9 protein-coding genes and 2 pseudogenes are annotated in these 13,075 nt (G+C 67.5%); 4 read left to right on the plus strand and 7 right to left on the minus strand.

Annotated elements, in window-relative coordinates; translation table 11 throughout:
* Positions 1-4,167 (plus strand): trypsin-like peptidase domain-containing protein, encoded by a 4,167-nt coding sequence (locus AB0N66_RS23185; RefSeq protein WP_365438270.1) that lies wholly within the window; start codon positions 1-3, stop codon positions 4,165-4,167.
* Between the two features lie 153 nt (positions 4,168-4,320).
* Here the strand turns inward: AB0N66_RS23185 and AB0N66_RS23190 are convergent.
* Both AB0N66_RS23190 and AB0N66_RS23195 read right to left on the minus strand, forming a co-directional pair.
* Positions 4,321-6,020 (minus strand): annotated as a pseudogene (locus tag AB0N66_RS23190) (regulator).
* Between the two features lie 288 nt (positions 6,021-6,308).
* A pseudogene (locus AB0N66_RS23195) lies at positions 6,309-6,785 on the minus strand (5'-methylthioadenosine/S-adenosylhomocysteine nucleosidase); the annotation flags it as partial.
* A 65-nt stretch (positions 6,786-6,850) separates the two neighbouring features.
* On the opposite strand from AB0N66_RS23195, the gene AB0N66_RS23200 reads away from it, so the two are divergent.
* The 3 genes from AB0N66_RS23200 (at position 6,851) to AB0N66_RS23210 (ending at position 8,307) form a co-directional block, all read left to right on the plus strand.
* Positions 6,851-7,084 carry a hypothetical protein gene (locus AB0N66_RS23200; protein ID WP_365438273.1) on the plus strand — a complete coding sequence of 78 codons (234 nt, stop codon included), beginning with the start codon at positions 6,851-6,853 and terminating at the stop codon, positions 7,082-7,084.
* A gap of 591 nt (positions 7,085-7,675) precedes the next feature.
* Positions 7,676-7,828: a hypothetical protein gene (locus AB0N66_RS23205; protein ID WP_365438276.1), complete on the plus strand. Its 153-nt coding sequence runs from the start codon at positions 7,676-7,678 to the stop codon at positions 7,826-7,828.
* Positions 7,829-7,830: 2 nt separating this feature from the next.
* Positions 7,831-8,307 carry a cysteine peptidase family C39 domain-containing protein gene (locus AB0N66_RS23210; protein WP_365438279.1) on the plus strand — a complete coding sequence of 159 codons (477 nt, stop codon included), beginning with the start codon at positions 7,831-7,833 and terminating at the stop codon, positions 8,305-8,307.
* Here the strand turns inward: AB0N66_RS23210 and AB0N66_RS23215 are convergent.
* From AB0N66_RS23215 to AB0N66_RS23235, 5 genes are all read right to left on the minus strand, one after another.
* Positions 8,217-10,490: a lanthionine synthetase LanC family protein gene (locus AB0N66_RS23215; RefSeq protein ID WP_365438281.1), complete on the minus strand. Its 2,274-nt coding sequence runs from the start codon at positions 10,488-10,490 to the stop codon at positions 8,217-8,219. The two genes, AB0N66_RS23210 and AB0N66_RS23215, sit on opposite strands and share 91 nt — an antisense overlap.
* Positions 10,487-11,260, minus strand: a complete 774-nt coding sequence (locus AB0N66_RS23220) for a hypothetical protein (protein WP_365438284.1) — start codon at positions 11,258-11,260, stop codon at positions 10,487-10,489. The genes AB0N66_RS23215 and AB0N66_RS23220 overlap by 4 nt, the downstream gene beginning before the upstream one ends.
* A 32-nt stretch (positions 11,261-11,292) precedes the next feature.
* The gene (locus tag AB0N66_RS23225; protein WP_365438287.1) at positions 11,293-11,730 is read right to left on the minus strand and encodes a hypothetical protein; all 438 of its coding nucleotides are present in this window, start codon (positions 11,728-11,730) and stop codon (positions 11,293-11,295) included.
* Positions 11,731-12,048: 318 nt separating this feature from the next.
* Positions 12,049-12,282, minus strand: a complete 234-nt coding sequence (locus AB0N66_RS23230) for a hypothetical protein (protein ID WP_365438290.1) — start codon at positions 12,280-12,282, stop codon at positions 12,049-12,051.
* 91 nt (positions 12,283-12,373) lie between these two features.
* Positions 12,374-12,952, minus strand: coding sequence for an ISAs1 family transposase (locus AB0N66_RS23235; protein WP_365438633.1), 579 nt, complete (start codon positions 12,950-12,952; stop codon positions 12,374-12,376).
* Positions 12,953-13,075: the final 123 nt, after the last annotated feature.

A 13,075-nucleotide genomic window follows, 5' to 3' on the forward strand; every position in this document is an offset into this window, starting at 1 on the left:
ATGAGCGGTGGGATCACAACGTTCGACGACTACCCGGCACGCTGCGTGGTGGCTGTGCGTTGCCGCACGACGCGGCAGGACCCTTTCGTTTTTCGCGGCACCGGCTGCATGATCGCCGACGGCCTGGTCCTGACAGCTCGGCATGTGGTGGGCGATTCCCAAGAGGTAGAGATCCAGTTCGGGCTAGCGCCCGGAAGCCCGATCGTGTCAGCACAGGTGTGCTGGCGCAGTGAGGGAACCTTCACCGACATCGCGGTGCTGCGACTGGCCGACGCTGATCGCGCGGCACTCCCTCAGGCCCCCGGCGTCCGCCTGGCCCGCGTGCACCGGGAAGGAGGCGGGGCCGTGATGCGGTGCACGGCGTTGGGCTTCCCCCGCCTCGCCCGCGGACGGCTGGGTGATCCTCCTCTTCCGTATGTCGACGCGTTCGAAGTGCAGGCGCACGTACCACTGTCGACGTCCGTACGTGATCGCAGGCTTCGCCTTTGCGTGGAGAGCTCAGAAGGCGGACACGGGTCCTGGCAGGGCATGTCGGGTGCGCCAGTCTTTGCGTTCGGGTTCCTCATCGCCGTGGTCGTTGAGGCTGTGACCCGGGGCGGGCGTCAGGAACTGATCGCTGTGCCCGTCGCTCTCGCGACGGGGCATGAACAGCCCACCGTCGCGCATCAGGGACGGCCATTAGGAGAGCCTCGGTCCAACAGCGTGGCCCTGCGGCATCTGCTGGCAGGGGCAGGTGTCGTGCTGTCCGCGGACGAGGATTCTGCGGGCACGCTGCCGATCGCACGGCGGCGGTCCTTCTACACAGCAACGGCCGAGGAGTTGACGCGCAGGACCGGACGGCTTGAGGACCGAGAGCATGAGTGGCATGAACTGGCCGACTGGGCACGTTCGTCGAGCCGCTTCGCGCTGTGGACCGGACCGCCCTGGTCGGGCAAGACGTCTCTGGCAGCGGCGTTCGCCTGCGACCCACCGCCCGACGTGGACGTCGTGTCGTACTTCTGCTCCCGTGTCCGTCGTGTGCCACGCTCCGAGCTCTGGTCCGCGGTCAACGACCAACTCGCGGCCCTCGTGGGTGATCCCTCGGCTCCGGATCCCATGATGGAACGGTTCCACTCGCTGTGGACACGAGCGCTGGATCAGTCCCGTGGGCAAGGACGCCATCTGGTTCTGCTCATCGACGGGATCGACGAAATGGAGGACGCCGATGCGTTGCTGGCGTCACTTCCCGGCGGACATCAGAAAGGCACACACGTGCTGCTCTTTAGCCGGACTCCTGTGGAGTCGTTCCCGTTCGCCGAACCACGGGACGAAGGCGTGGACTTCGCTCCGCCGCATTTGAGAGCGGTGCGAGTGGTCTTGTTTCCCACGGATCGCGCCCGCACAGCCGAGCAGCAAGCTAGCCATGACATGGCAGATGTCCTGAGTCAGAGCGATACCACTCCCGTTCATGTACTTCTCGGACAGATAGCCCTGCTAGGACCGTTGGACACGGAGGACCTCCACACGCTGAGCGGTTTCATGGACTGCGACTTGACGAAGCGTGAAGTCACGCGAGTGCTCACGTCCCCGCCGGTCCGGCGTCTGGTGCACGCAAGCGACCGTTGCGGCGCGACGGTGTTCGCCTTCGCCCACGACACGTTGCGCGAGGCATTCCTGAAGGACATGGACAAGAAGCGGCGGACGGTTCTCGACGGTGCGATAGAGACGGCGGTCCGCACGTGGGCGGATGCTTGGCCCGATGCAACACCCCGCTGGGTCACCGAGCTGTACCCGGGCTATCTGAAACTCTCCGGCAAACTCGATACGTGGGGAAAGCTACTGGAGTCCGAGCGGTGGGCGGTCCTGCTGCGCCACCGCACTGGTTCGCATCTAGGGCTACTGGAGGACAATGAGCGTTATCTGTCCGCTCTGGCCGCCTCGCCCCATCCCCCCGTGCTGCGGATGACCAGGCGTGCGCTGGACCTGGAGGAGCTACGACGCCCGGTGACTGGCTTACCTGCGGACCTGGGGCGGGCGTGGGCAGAGGCCGGGCACCTGGCCCGAGCGGAGCGCATCGCGCTTCATCTGGAAGAGCCGGATCACCGCGTACGGCTCATGACCTACCTTTGTCTCCTGGCACACCAGCGCGCGGAGCGCGCTCATGCCCGACGCCTCCTGGACACGGCGATAGAAATGCTGAAGGACTGCCACGACAAGGACATGACTGATCTGCGTGCGCTTTTGGCGGCAACAGCGCATCGAGTCCTCAGCGCGGGTGCCGCGTCGTCGGTTCTAGGTGCACTCCAGGACGGCAGTTTCGGGATCCCGCAGATGGATCCGGCGCCCGTGCCTCCGGAAGCGACGTGGTCCAAAGACCTATATACGCAATTCTTGTTCCTGGCACGTGGGCGTGCAGACAGGCCGGCCTGGGAGCGGCGGCGCCGACCCGGACAGGACACCGACCGTATGGAGTTGTGGCAGCTCACCAGAGCGGCAGCGGAGCGTGGCGACGTTGACGCACTCCTCGGCCTGATCGAGGCACTCAACCTGTACAGCGTTCTCGGAGTCTCCAACATCGGTGGACGGGCTCAACGTGAGGCTCTGGCGGAGATCGCTCTGGTCTTCGTGCAGGAACACCCGGAGCACCCCAAGATGGGCGACGTCCTGGAGGCCGCGCAGCGTCGGTGCGCTGAGAGCGTGCACGAGCACGATCCTTCCTACTGCTGGAGCGGCGACCAAGAGGCGATGGAAGCATTCGCCGACCTTGTCAGCCTCATGATCCGGACCAACCAGTTCGACAGCATGGCTCGACACACCATCACACAAGGGAACGATGACGGCTTCGATCACGAGGCGAGAGTACTGAGGAAGTCTGCCGCGGCACTGGGGGCGGCAGACGCCAAGGAGGCGGAACTGGCGCGAAACTTCCTTGGTCAGGTGAAACACGATGTCCTGTCCGCTCACTGCCAGCAAAGGATCTCCGAGATCTGGGCCGACGACCCCGATCTCTGGGCGGAGGGAGTCAATCTCCTGGCCAGCGCCCATCCGGACAGGCTGACGACCGCACATGTGGTGGCCAGCGCGCTGGACACAGCCTTCGGCTTCGGCATGGAGGATGCGGGTTTCGAGCTTCTGCAGACCTACCTGGCCTACTGCGAAGGCGAGGAGTGGGATCTCGCCTCGCATGTGGAGACTGCCATCGTCACCGCGGTGGCTGGCTGTGTCGATGCCGGTCTCGACGAAAGTGCACGTCTGCTCGCCGACAGCCTCATGCTGCCGGAGTCCCGGGTGTGGGCTTGGTCCGTCTATGCACGACACTGCGCGCAGGTAGGCATCGCCTCCGGTGCCATCGACGGGATCGACCGCGCGGAACGTATTTGCGACTGGGTCGTCTCCCTCGACGGTGCCGGCCGCATCCTGTGCCATCTGGCGTCTACAGCGCTGTTGCTGCGCGACTCGGTCCGCTACGACAAGCTGATCTCGGGTGCCGAGGCACTTGCTCTGCGCGGCCACCGCAAAACCTGGCGCGCAATTCTCCCTTCGGTGATCCGCACCCACCATGAAGCGGGGAAGACGGACAGAGCACGCACGCTGCTGGACACCTATGACGCACATGTGCGATGCGAGCGTGATCCGCGGCTCCAGGGCGAGGGTCTGATCACCTGCGCCCAGCTACATGCCGAACTGGGGAACGTGCAACCGGCCAGGGACCTGGGACTGCTGGAGGACGGCCCGGTGTGGGCCCACATTCACGACCTGTCCCTGGTGCTTCGCCACCTGGTGGAGACCGTCGCCAAGGTCGACGCGGACAGCGCGATTGTGCTGGTCGAGCGCGTACCGCCACCGCCTAATCCCACGGGGTACGGGGCTGCGGCCTGGCGGAGATGGGAAGGCGAGCAACGACAGACGTACGACTTGCTCGTGACAGCAGCGCAGGCGGGATTGTGGACCACCGCCGAGCGCGCGGCGCAGCAGCTACCGACCGAGATGCGTGCCCGTGCTCTCGGCACATTGGCCCGTCTCGCCGCCACAGCCGCTCCGGAGCGTACTCCCGGCCTCTTGGGTAAAGGGCTCGCCTGCGGCATCACTGCGGACCTGCTGCTGGCGGCCGCCCTGATCAGCCCTGAGTCAGCGAAGCTCTGCCTCGCCACGTTCGTCGATCACACCGATAGGCTGTTCCGTGTGTGACTACTCGCCTCACACGGTCTTGATGCACGGCAACGGTCGCCGTCGGCGAAGTCCACCGCAAGGTCGGCGCCCGCGTGGAGCATGTGATCGACCGGATGAAGAACTACAAGATTCTCCGCGACTGCCGACAGCACGGCGAAGCCACCCGCGCAGCTAGGGCCAGGCAGTGAGGTGTGCTTCGTGGGCGATCTCAACGGTGCCGTCGTCGAGGGTAAGCCTCGCATTGTTGACGTCAACTGAGTTCTTCTGCGTAAGAGCGTGAGTGATTTGCTTCGGCGGGGCGTTAGCGCGGGTGTAGGCATCGGCTGCCTGGAGGTAGTGGGCGCGGGCCTCAGCGGGGCGGTGGCCAGGTTATGGAGGGCCTGACCTGCCCTGTACCAGTCCTCGAACTCCTGGTAGATCTCCAGGGCCCTGCTGTACGCCTCGATCGCCTCCGTTACCCGGCCCGCATCCCCCAGGGTGAGGCCGAAGTTATTCCATGCATTGGCCCCGCCGCGGCGGTCGTCGGCCTCCTGGTACAGGTCGTGGGCGTCGATGGCCTCCTCCGCCCGGCGTGCCTCCTGCAGGGCGTTGCCGAGGTCGTCCCATGCGAAAGCCTCGCCAAGGCGGTCCCCAGCACGATGGGCGGCCTCTCGGGCGGTATCGGCGACGGTGATCCAGTCGTCGAAGTACCGCCGCCAGGCGAGATGCTCCCCCAGGCGGTGGGACAGCCGTATCGCCGTGTCCGCGAACCGCTCCTCCCGTGCCCACTGCACCGCTGCCACCAGCCCAGCCCGCTCCCCGTCCAGCCACGTCAACACCTGCTCCCGGTCCGAGAACCGCTAGGGCTCTGCTATCCCCGGCAGCCTTCGCAGCCGGCCATCGGCCGCATACGCCCACCGGTGGTAGAACTCCAGTACCCGTTCCCGCGCTGCCTCCCCCTCCTCCCGCAACCCCACATCCCCCGCCACGACACCCACCCCGAACGCCCGCATCAAGTCATGCAACCGCCACCGCACGCCGGAGGCCGGGTCATCGAGGCTCCGGACCGGTGTGACCAGATGAATCGTGGCCAGGTTCTCCAGCAGAGTCTGGGCGGCCTCCGTCTCGAGGTCGGTCAGGGCTGCCACGGCCTCCGTGCCGGTCTCGGCGCCATGGGCGAGGGCGAGCAAGCGGAGCAGCCGGGCCTGGTCGGGCGGCAGCCGGCGGTACGAGGTCTCCTGTACGGGCCGGAGGGCGAATGAGCGGCCGTACAGATCGCTGCCGGGGCTGCCGCTGTCGAGTACGGCGGTGGTGTCCCCGGCCTCTTTGATCTCGGTCACCAGTGAGGCGATGGGACGGTGTCTGCGCCTGCGTAGCATGCCGGCGGCGATCTGGAGGGCGACGGGCAAGTGGCCGCACAGGAACGTCAGTTCGTGCAGCGCGTCCGGTTCGCGTGCCGGGCGGTCGTCGGTGTCGTGCAGGGCGCGGGTCGCGAGGGTGACGGACTCGTCCGGAGTGAGTGTTTCGAGGTCGACGAGGCGGACGGGGAGGGCGTCTGGGCGGTCCCGGGAGGTGATCAGTACCCGGTGGTGGTCCGTGCCGGGGAGGAGTGGGGACGGGTCCGAGGAGTTGTCGAAGATGGGCAGGGTGCGATCCTGCCGTTCGGAGAGGAGCTGGCGGTACTTGTCGTACTGGCGCGCTGTCGTTTTTGGAAGATCCGAGCCGCGCACGCCGAGTGCGTCGAGCAGGGACAGGACTGCCTGGTCGGCGGTGACGGGGTTGTCGTCGTAGCCGCGCAGGTCCACGAAAAAGGCGCCGCCCGGGAACCAGCCCTGGGAGCATGCCTGGTGGGCGGCCTCGATCGCTGGTGCCGTCTTGCCGATGCCGCCCATTCCGGTGACGGCGAAGATGAGGACGGGGAATGTGCCGGAGCCGTCCGGGGTGGGCGCGAGGCGGGGGAGTAGGCGGCCCAGTTCTGCCGATCGGCCCGTGAAGCCGAGGGGGCGGGGCGGGAGAACGGTGGTGGCGACCGGAACCGGGCCGTGGGTGCGGTTATGGGCGGGGTCGGGGGACGCTGCCGGGGTGGAGCCGGGTGTGCGGGGCGGCTTCGGCTCCAACTCCCTCAGAACGGCGACAACTGCCTCGGCCGCATGCGCTGCGGCCAGCTGCTGGGTGCCCTGTGCGTCCGCGTCGGCCTTACCCGCGTCCGCCTTGTCGCTGATCCCCCGGATGATCAACGCGCCCGTCGTACCAGCCAGATGGGCCGCGTGGGCGACACCGGAAACCTCCATCTCGGTGGCCACGGCGTCGTTGAAGCGCCGGCGGATGCGCTGGGCGAGGGGAGAGGACGAGTCGGCGAGGGCTACGTCACTTGCGGCGATCGGCCTGAAGTGGATGTGCTGTTGTCCCCGCAGGGCGTGGCGCGCCGCCTGTTCGAGGTGGTGCGGGGTGTGCCATGTTTCCGGGCGGTAGGGGAAGCCCTCGATGGCTTCTTTGCCTCCATGGACGGCGTACACCTTCGTCGCGATCACGACGTCGCCGATGCCGACGTCCTCCTTCAGCCCGCCCGCCACGCCGACGAAGAGGACCGCTTCCGGGTCCAGCCAGGACATCGCCCGCTCGGTGAGCGCTGCGGCTCCGCGTGTCCCCTCGCCCATCTCCAGGAGGGCGATGTGCCTGGGGTGCCCGGGAGTCGGCCGATCTCGGCTCGGGTGCCGGTCGGGTGGACCCGCTTCTCGATGTCCGTCAGGTGTGCGCGTACCGCCCGGTATTCGATGGCGAGCGCAGTGATGACGACCACTGTGGAGTTGCGGGTAGGAGGTGCCTTGTCCCCCAGCCTGTCGTTCTGTCCTTCGTTCTCAACGAGATCCTCTTCGTCATCGAGTTCGAGCCGGGTCAGGAGCGCTTTCCCGATGCGGGCGAACGGCTCTGGACCGTCCTCCTGTTGTTCGCCTGAGTGGAAGAGCCACGCTGGAAAGTCGGGGGAGCGGCCCACGAGTTGTTCGATCCGTTCGCCCACGCGGCGGCTGGAGGCGAGGAGGTCCGCCGCCCGCCTCACCCGCGGCGGCCGTCGCCTGCGCCTGCGGATATCGGCGACCTTGCCCTGGAGACATGAACTCGCCACGGCCTTCCACCGCCTCGCCGCACTGCCCCGACCCGCCGGCTGACCGGCAAGCCCCTGCCCGCCCACAACCCGAAAGACCTTGGAGAACCCGACCAGCGCGCCGGGACGCCGCAATGCCCAAGCGGTGAAAACACCCCCGCCCACCCGGCAGTTGGCGATCAACGACGTCTCATCACCCCAACCGAAACGGCGAGGGCTAATGCACCTGGAAGCGACAAAAGGGGGTGCAGCCCACACAGGCACAAATAAGGAATAACCCCTGGGTTCCCTGAGCCCGCTTGTACGCCGCGGACCCCTGGAGCAGGGGTTCGTGCTCTGATCTATGCAGGTTCTGGCATTTGAAATGAACCCTCTCGCGACCGATGGCGATGATGGTCGAAGCGGTGTTAACTTGCGGTGACATTGTGTGAGTCTGGGGGTGTCATGGCACCGCGATTCGTTCCTGTCCCCGACGACGAGCTCCGGCGGATCCGCGGCGGGCGGTCCATCTGGAGCCGGGTGAAGTCCGCCGCGAAATGGGCCAAGGACCATGTGGTCATCGGCCTGCGCTACATCGGGATTAAGGGCCGCTTCTGATTATGGTGGAGCGGCAGCTCCAGGGAAACGACTGCGGCCGGGCGGCGCTGGCGACCGTGGTGGCTTACTACAGTCGCCGGGTCGACGCCAGCCGACTCGCCCGGGCAGTACCGCTCAACCGCCGCGGCACCGATCTGCTTGCCCTGGTCTGCGGTGCACGTAGCCTCGGGCTGGCCGCCGTGGGCCTCCGCGGCCCCTACGAATCCATGGCCGACCTTCCGCTGCCGCTGATCGCGCATCTGGGAGGGTGGCTCGGCACCGGCCATTTTGTGGTTGTGCACTGCTGGTCACCATCCGCCGTTCTTATTGGTGATCCGGCCGTGGGCGTGCGCAGGCTGACCCGGCGGGCGTTCGTGAGGTCCTGGACCGGATATGTCCTCGTTGTGGCTCAGCCCCCAGACTCGAAGAACGGCATGGCTGCGTACGCGGGCGCCGCGAGGTCGGCGAGCAGCACGGCGACACCGAGTTCACCTTTGTAGAGGCTGAACGGGTGCGGTGTGCCCGCCGTACTGATCCGTTCGGACGCGGCCGCTAGCGACCACGCACTGGCCAGCCACGCCTCGTCGCCGGTCGCCCGGTACAGTGCGAGCTGGCTGTACGCCTGACCAGCCAATCCACAACAGAGCGACAGGTTCGCGGGGCGGGCGATCCGCACCGCCGCGCCCGCCTGCGCGGCTAGGTCCAGCAGGTCGGGTCGGTCCAGCAACCGGGCAGCGAGGATCCACAGGTGGACGTATCCGGCGCTGCCGTGGCACCAACCGGTCGCATAACTGACCGGCCCGCGACCTGGCGAGTGCACCGGCCAGCGGGCCGCGCCGCGATCCCGTTGGGCGAGCGCCGCCAGTTCGTCAAGACGGCTCCGGGAGGCTAGTGGCACCGACTGCCCGGTCGCCGCGCACCAGCGCAGGAGCGCGTACAGTACGCCTGCCACACCGTGCGCGATGCCGAGGAACGGCAGGTCCGGGCTGGCGGCCAACCGGTGTAGCACGTCGTCGCAGGTCGCGGCGCCAGCCTCGGCCAGTGCTGGCAAGCCGGTCGCCTCCAGTAGCGCAGTCTGGGCAAGCAGCACGCCGGAACGGCCAAGCGTCAGGTCGATGTCATCGCACGGGCTAGCGGTCGCGGCGATGAATGAGCGCACGGCGTCGTCCGCCGCGTCGGCGTCGCCGTAGGCTACGTCTAGCAGCGCGCGCACCGCGAACACACCGCTGCGGGTGTGCAGCGGGGCGACGGTCCCGACCGTGGCCGGCCCGATCTCCAGTTCGGAATTCGCGAAGCCGGTTTCTGTGCTGGCTAGCGCGAGGGCCCGCCACGACCATGCGTCAGCCAGGGCCAGCAGCTGCGGCACCGGGCCTGTCAGCGACATCCGGTACAGGCCGTACGCGACGCCAGCCGCACCATAGGTGACCGACGCCGTCGGACTCGGCAGCGCGTCCCGGGCCAGCATCGGGCCGCCGTAACCGGCCTCCGCGAGCAACCGCTCCGTCAGGCCGGGGGTCTTCGCGCTGACTCGTCTCCGTGCAGGAACGGCCGCGCGCAGCGCCTCCTGGAAGTCCGCCATCGACGGGTAACGTCGACCCGGTTCCTTGCTTAACGCTCGGGCAAGCGCCGTCTCCAGCATTGGCCAGGGCGCCCGGCCACACTGCACGAATGGCATCGGCACCTGCTCCACGATTTGGCGCAGCATGACTGGGCGATCCCACGAGAAGTTGCCGTAGTGCTCACCGGTGACCAGGTAGTAGAGGAGCGCGGCAACGGCATACTGCTCGGCGTCCGCGGTCACTGGCGGCGGCGGGCGGCGAGCCACCAGCGCCGCCGCGAAGTCGGGGTCGGCGAACGGGCCGACGCCGCCGCGCTCCGGCTCCGGCAGACCTGCGACCTGGGCCAGGCCGAAGTCAATCACCGTGACGCAGGTGTCGCTGATCAGTAGGTTGGCCGGGTGCACGTCGCCGTGCAGGACGCCGTACGCGTGCAACTGTGCGTACGCGGCGGCAACCCGGACGACGAGGTCGAGTAGGGCGGAGTCGTCGTTTCGGGCGAGCTGCGCAGCGCGGTGCGCGTCCAGGCCATCGACCCAAGCGGAGACGACGTAGGCCCGGTCCTGGTGCATGCCCTGTGCCATGAGGGGCGGGCCCGCCACACCCGCCAGCCGGGCTAGCACGACCGCCTCCCGACGCACCGCAGCGGCACCGAACGCCGTGTCGGCGCGGGCCAGTTTCAGCGCCCCGAGGCGGTCGCCCGATTCCACCGCGTACACCTCGGAATCGTCGAGCAACCGCAGGCATCGCACGACGCGAAAGCCAGCAACATCCTCGTCCTCGGAGAGGGTCGCCCGGACTGGCTGGGCCCGCCCGGGGTCCACCAGATCCTCCGCAACGATTAGCGCCATGAGCAGCTGGTAAGACTCTTCCAGTACGGCGCTGGGATCGAGCCCACGGGCCAGGCTGTAGCACAGCACCGCTTCGGTGAGGCTGCGCGGCTCGCGGAACTGCCGGATCAGCGCCACCGCCTCCGCATCGACGAGGCTGGATGGGATCCGGGAGTGGTCGCGGATCAATGTGTACGCGGTGGGATCGCTGTCCGGCAGACCGGCCCGGATATCGTCGGCCAGCTCACGCACCGGCACCAGCCGGATGTCGGGCCGCAGCACGAAGGTCGCGCTCACGGCATACTCCAGAGACCCTGTACAGGCCGCCAGTCTGCACCCACTCCCGCCGCCGACAGCCGCGCCCGGGCGAACGACGCGGCGGCGCGCTCACCGAGACCTTCCTGCTGGGCCTCAACCAGCGCGGCAGCGATTTGTGCCACGATCCATGACCGCCAACTGTGCGAGTCGGCATCGTCTGCGGTCGGCGGATCAAGCCCCCACGACACGCCTGGCTGCGCCGGATCGACGACCACGGTGAAGGGTACGCCCTGCGGCCGCATCCCACGCAACGGTCCGCGCAGCCGGTCGACCACCAGCCGCCGCGTCGCTTCGTCCGCGCAGTAGAGCATCATCTTGTCCGGACGGAGCAACCCCCTCGCGGTGCACGCCAACTTCAGCGATACCGGAATGCCAGCCCCCGTGAGCGACTCAACCACCGCGTGCACCGCCGCTCCACTCTCCCCCGGCATCGGGCTCACATAGACCTTGTTCAACGGGCGCCGGCGGCCACCGCGTGCGGTGGCCTGCTCGCCGGTCGCCGCCCAGCCCGACCAACCCCGGTCGCGGTCCCGGAACACTACCGGCCGCCACCGGCTGTCCAGCATCGCCCGAGCACGGCCGCCCGGCTCGATACCGAGGAACCGCTCGACGGCCGGTCCGTCCGGCAGGCTGGCCAGCCAGCGGCGGGTGACGGGCGCCGTGTTGTAGCGGTACAGGCGAGTGGCCACGAACTCCACATCGGTCGACCGCAACGCCGCCCCGTAGGCGATCGCCTGCTCGTCGACCATGCCGGCGATCACCAACTTGCCTATGGAGTCAGTCAATCCGAGCTGCCCAGCTCGGATTTGCGGCGCTGTAGCTCGGTCAGCGCTTCACCGAACTGCCGCTCCAGCTCCTCGATTTCCTCGACCGTGCGCGGTTCGGGCGGCGGCACCAGGTCAGCCAGGCTCGCCTCCACTCCCTGCAGCTCTCGCTGTAGCTCGGCGCGGAGTAGGCCCAGGTCGTCTGCGTCGTACGAATTCAAGATCTGGGTATTAGTGATCGCAGGATGGCAGGCAGTCAGGCCGCAGGAGGTAATCGGGCCGCAGTCACTGATCCGCAGCGTGCAGCCACCGCAGGCGACGATGGTGCGGCTGCACGGCGGGTCGAGAATTATGGTCCAACCACAGGAGTGGAGCGGGCAGCCACCCACCTCCTGGCGCTCCGCCTCAACGTCCCCCAGATTGACCGTGAGATTGTTGATCGTGAATCGACGCATAAGTGTCTCCACAGGAATCGATTGACGTTACCACCGGATCTAAGGGCCAGGCGCATGGCGGAATATTGATCAGATCTTAAACGAATCTCTTGCACTTCGTCCAGGCTATTATGCTACTTAATCATCTCCAAAGGCCCTTGTCGCGCGGCCGAACGAACCCGGCATTAATGCTAACAAGGTCCGACCGTTAGCCTCTTATGCCCCAGTGCAGCCGCTCACCCCTTCCGCCCCTTCTATTGGGGCCCCAGTGTTGCGTGTTTGAAGTTGATTTACGTTTGAGGTTTCGGGACAGTGGAGCTGTGTATTTGACGGGCTTGATCAAGTTCCGGAGGTGTCCGGATTGTTGGTGATGCCCAGGAGCGGGATTGCTCGTTGGGGTTGGTCGCGGATTGCCCGGGTGGTCTTGGCGATGTTGTCGGCTCCGAGGGTTTTCAGCATGCCGATGGCGAGGTTGCGGAAAATCGCCATCGCGCGGGGTGCGGTCCCAGTGTGGACGGTGGAGGCGTCCTCGGCGAAGGTGACGTCTCTGATGTGGTGCGAGGAGTTCTCCACTCCTCAGTGCCCGTGAATCGCGGCGGCCAGGTCGGCGGGGCCGGCTTGGTGGGCGTCGAGGCTGGTGACGGCGTAGGCACTCTCACGGGTCTCACGTCGGTCGGTCTGCTTGCGGCGGCGGTGGACTCGGATGGCCAGGCAGGCGTGGGGGGAAGACGATTCCGCCGAGTTCGTCGGCGATCCCGCAGGTTTTGATCGAGCGGGACTCGCGGCGTCCGTGTCCGGTCCCGGAGGCGGTGTGCTGGACGGGGATGCCCCGCCATGGCAGGGCCGTGAGCTGACGGTGGGCGGTGGGCTGGTTGGTCTTGATCACGGCGATGTAGTGGGCCTTCTTGGTCTCGACCAGCCAGGAGATGTTCGCCTTGACCGTGTGCAGGGCGTCGAAGGTGACGACGGTGCCGGTTAGGTCCAGCGGTGCCAGCAGCGGCCGGAAGTGTGTGGTTTCGTTTGTCTTCGCGCCGACCTCCACCTGGGCGAGGGTCACGACGGTGCCGTGAGTGACCGCGGAGAGCAGATGCCGGTGCGTCGCGGTGAGACGGGCTGATCCCTTGAGTGCTTTGCCGTCGACAGCGATCACGCGCGGCCGGCCGGGCGCGGAGGGCGACGGTGCCAGGGCGGGCACGGTGCCGGTCGGCCAAGTAGGCGCCCACTGCCTGGTCCAGGGCGTCACCGTCAACAGCCCCCAGCCCCCAGCCCTCAGCCCTCAGCCCTCAGCCCTCAGCCCTCAGCCCTCAGCCCTCAGCCCTCAGCCCTCAGCCCTCAGCCCTCAGCCCTCAGCCCTCAGCCCTCAGCG

It is taken from the genome of Streptomyces sp. NPDC093544 (assembly GCF_040683495.1).
Taxonomy (GTDB): Bacteria; Actinomycetota; Actinomycetes; order Streptomycetales; family Streptomycetaceae; genus Streptomyces.

What these genes read in the sequence shown, in the direction of transcription:
- AB0N66_RS23185 (WP_365438270.1), top strand. Translation starts at nt 1, where the DNA reads ATGAGCGGTGGGATCACAACGTTCGACGACTACCCGGCACGCTGCGTG.
- AB0N66_RS23205 (WP_365438276.1), top strand. Translation starts at nt 7,676, where the DNA reads ATGGCACCGCGATTCGTTCCTGTCCCCGACGACGAGCTCCGGCGGATC.
- AB0N66_RS23220 (WP_365438284.1), bottom strand. Translation starts at nt 11,260, where the DNA reads ATGGTCGACGAGCAGGCGATCGCCTACGGGGCGGCGTTGCGGTCGACC.
- AB0N66_RS23210 (WP_365438279.1), top strand. Translation starts at nt 7,831, where the DNA reads ATGGTGGAGCGGCAGCTCCAGGGAAACGACTGCGGCCGGGCGGCGCTG.
- AB0N66_RS23225 (WP_365438287.1), bottom strand. Translation starts at nt 11,730, where the DNA reads ATGCGTCGATTCACGATCAACAATCTCACGGTCAATCTGGGGGACGTT.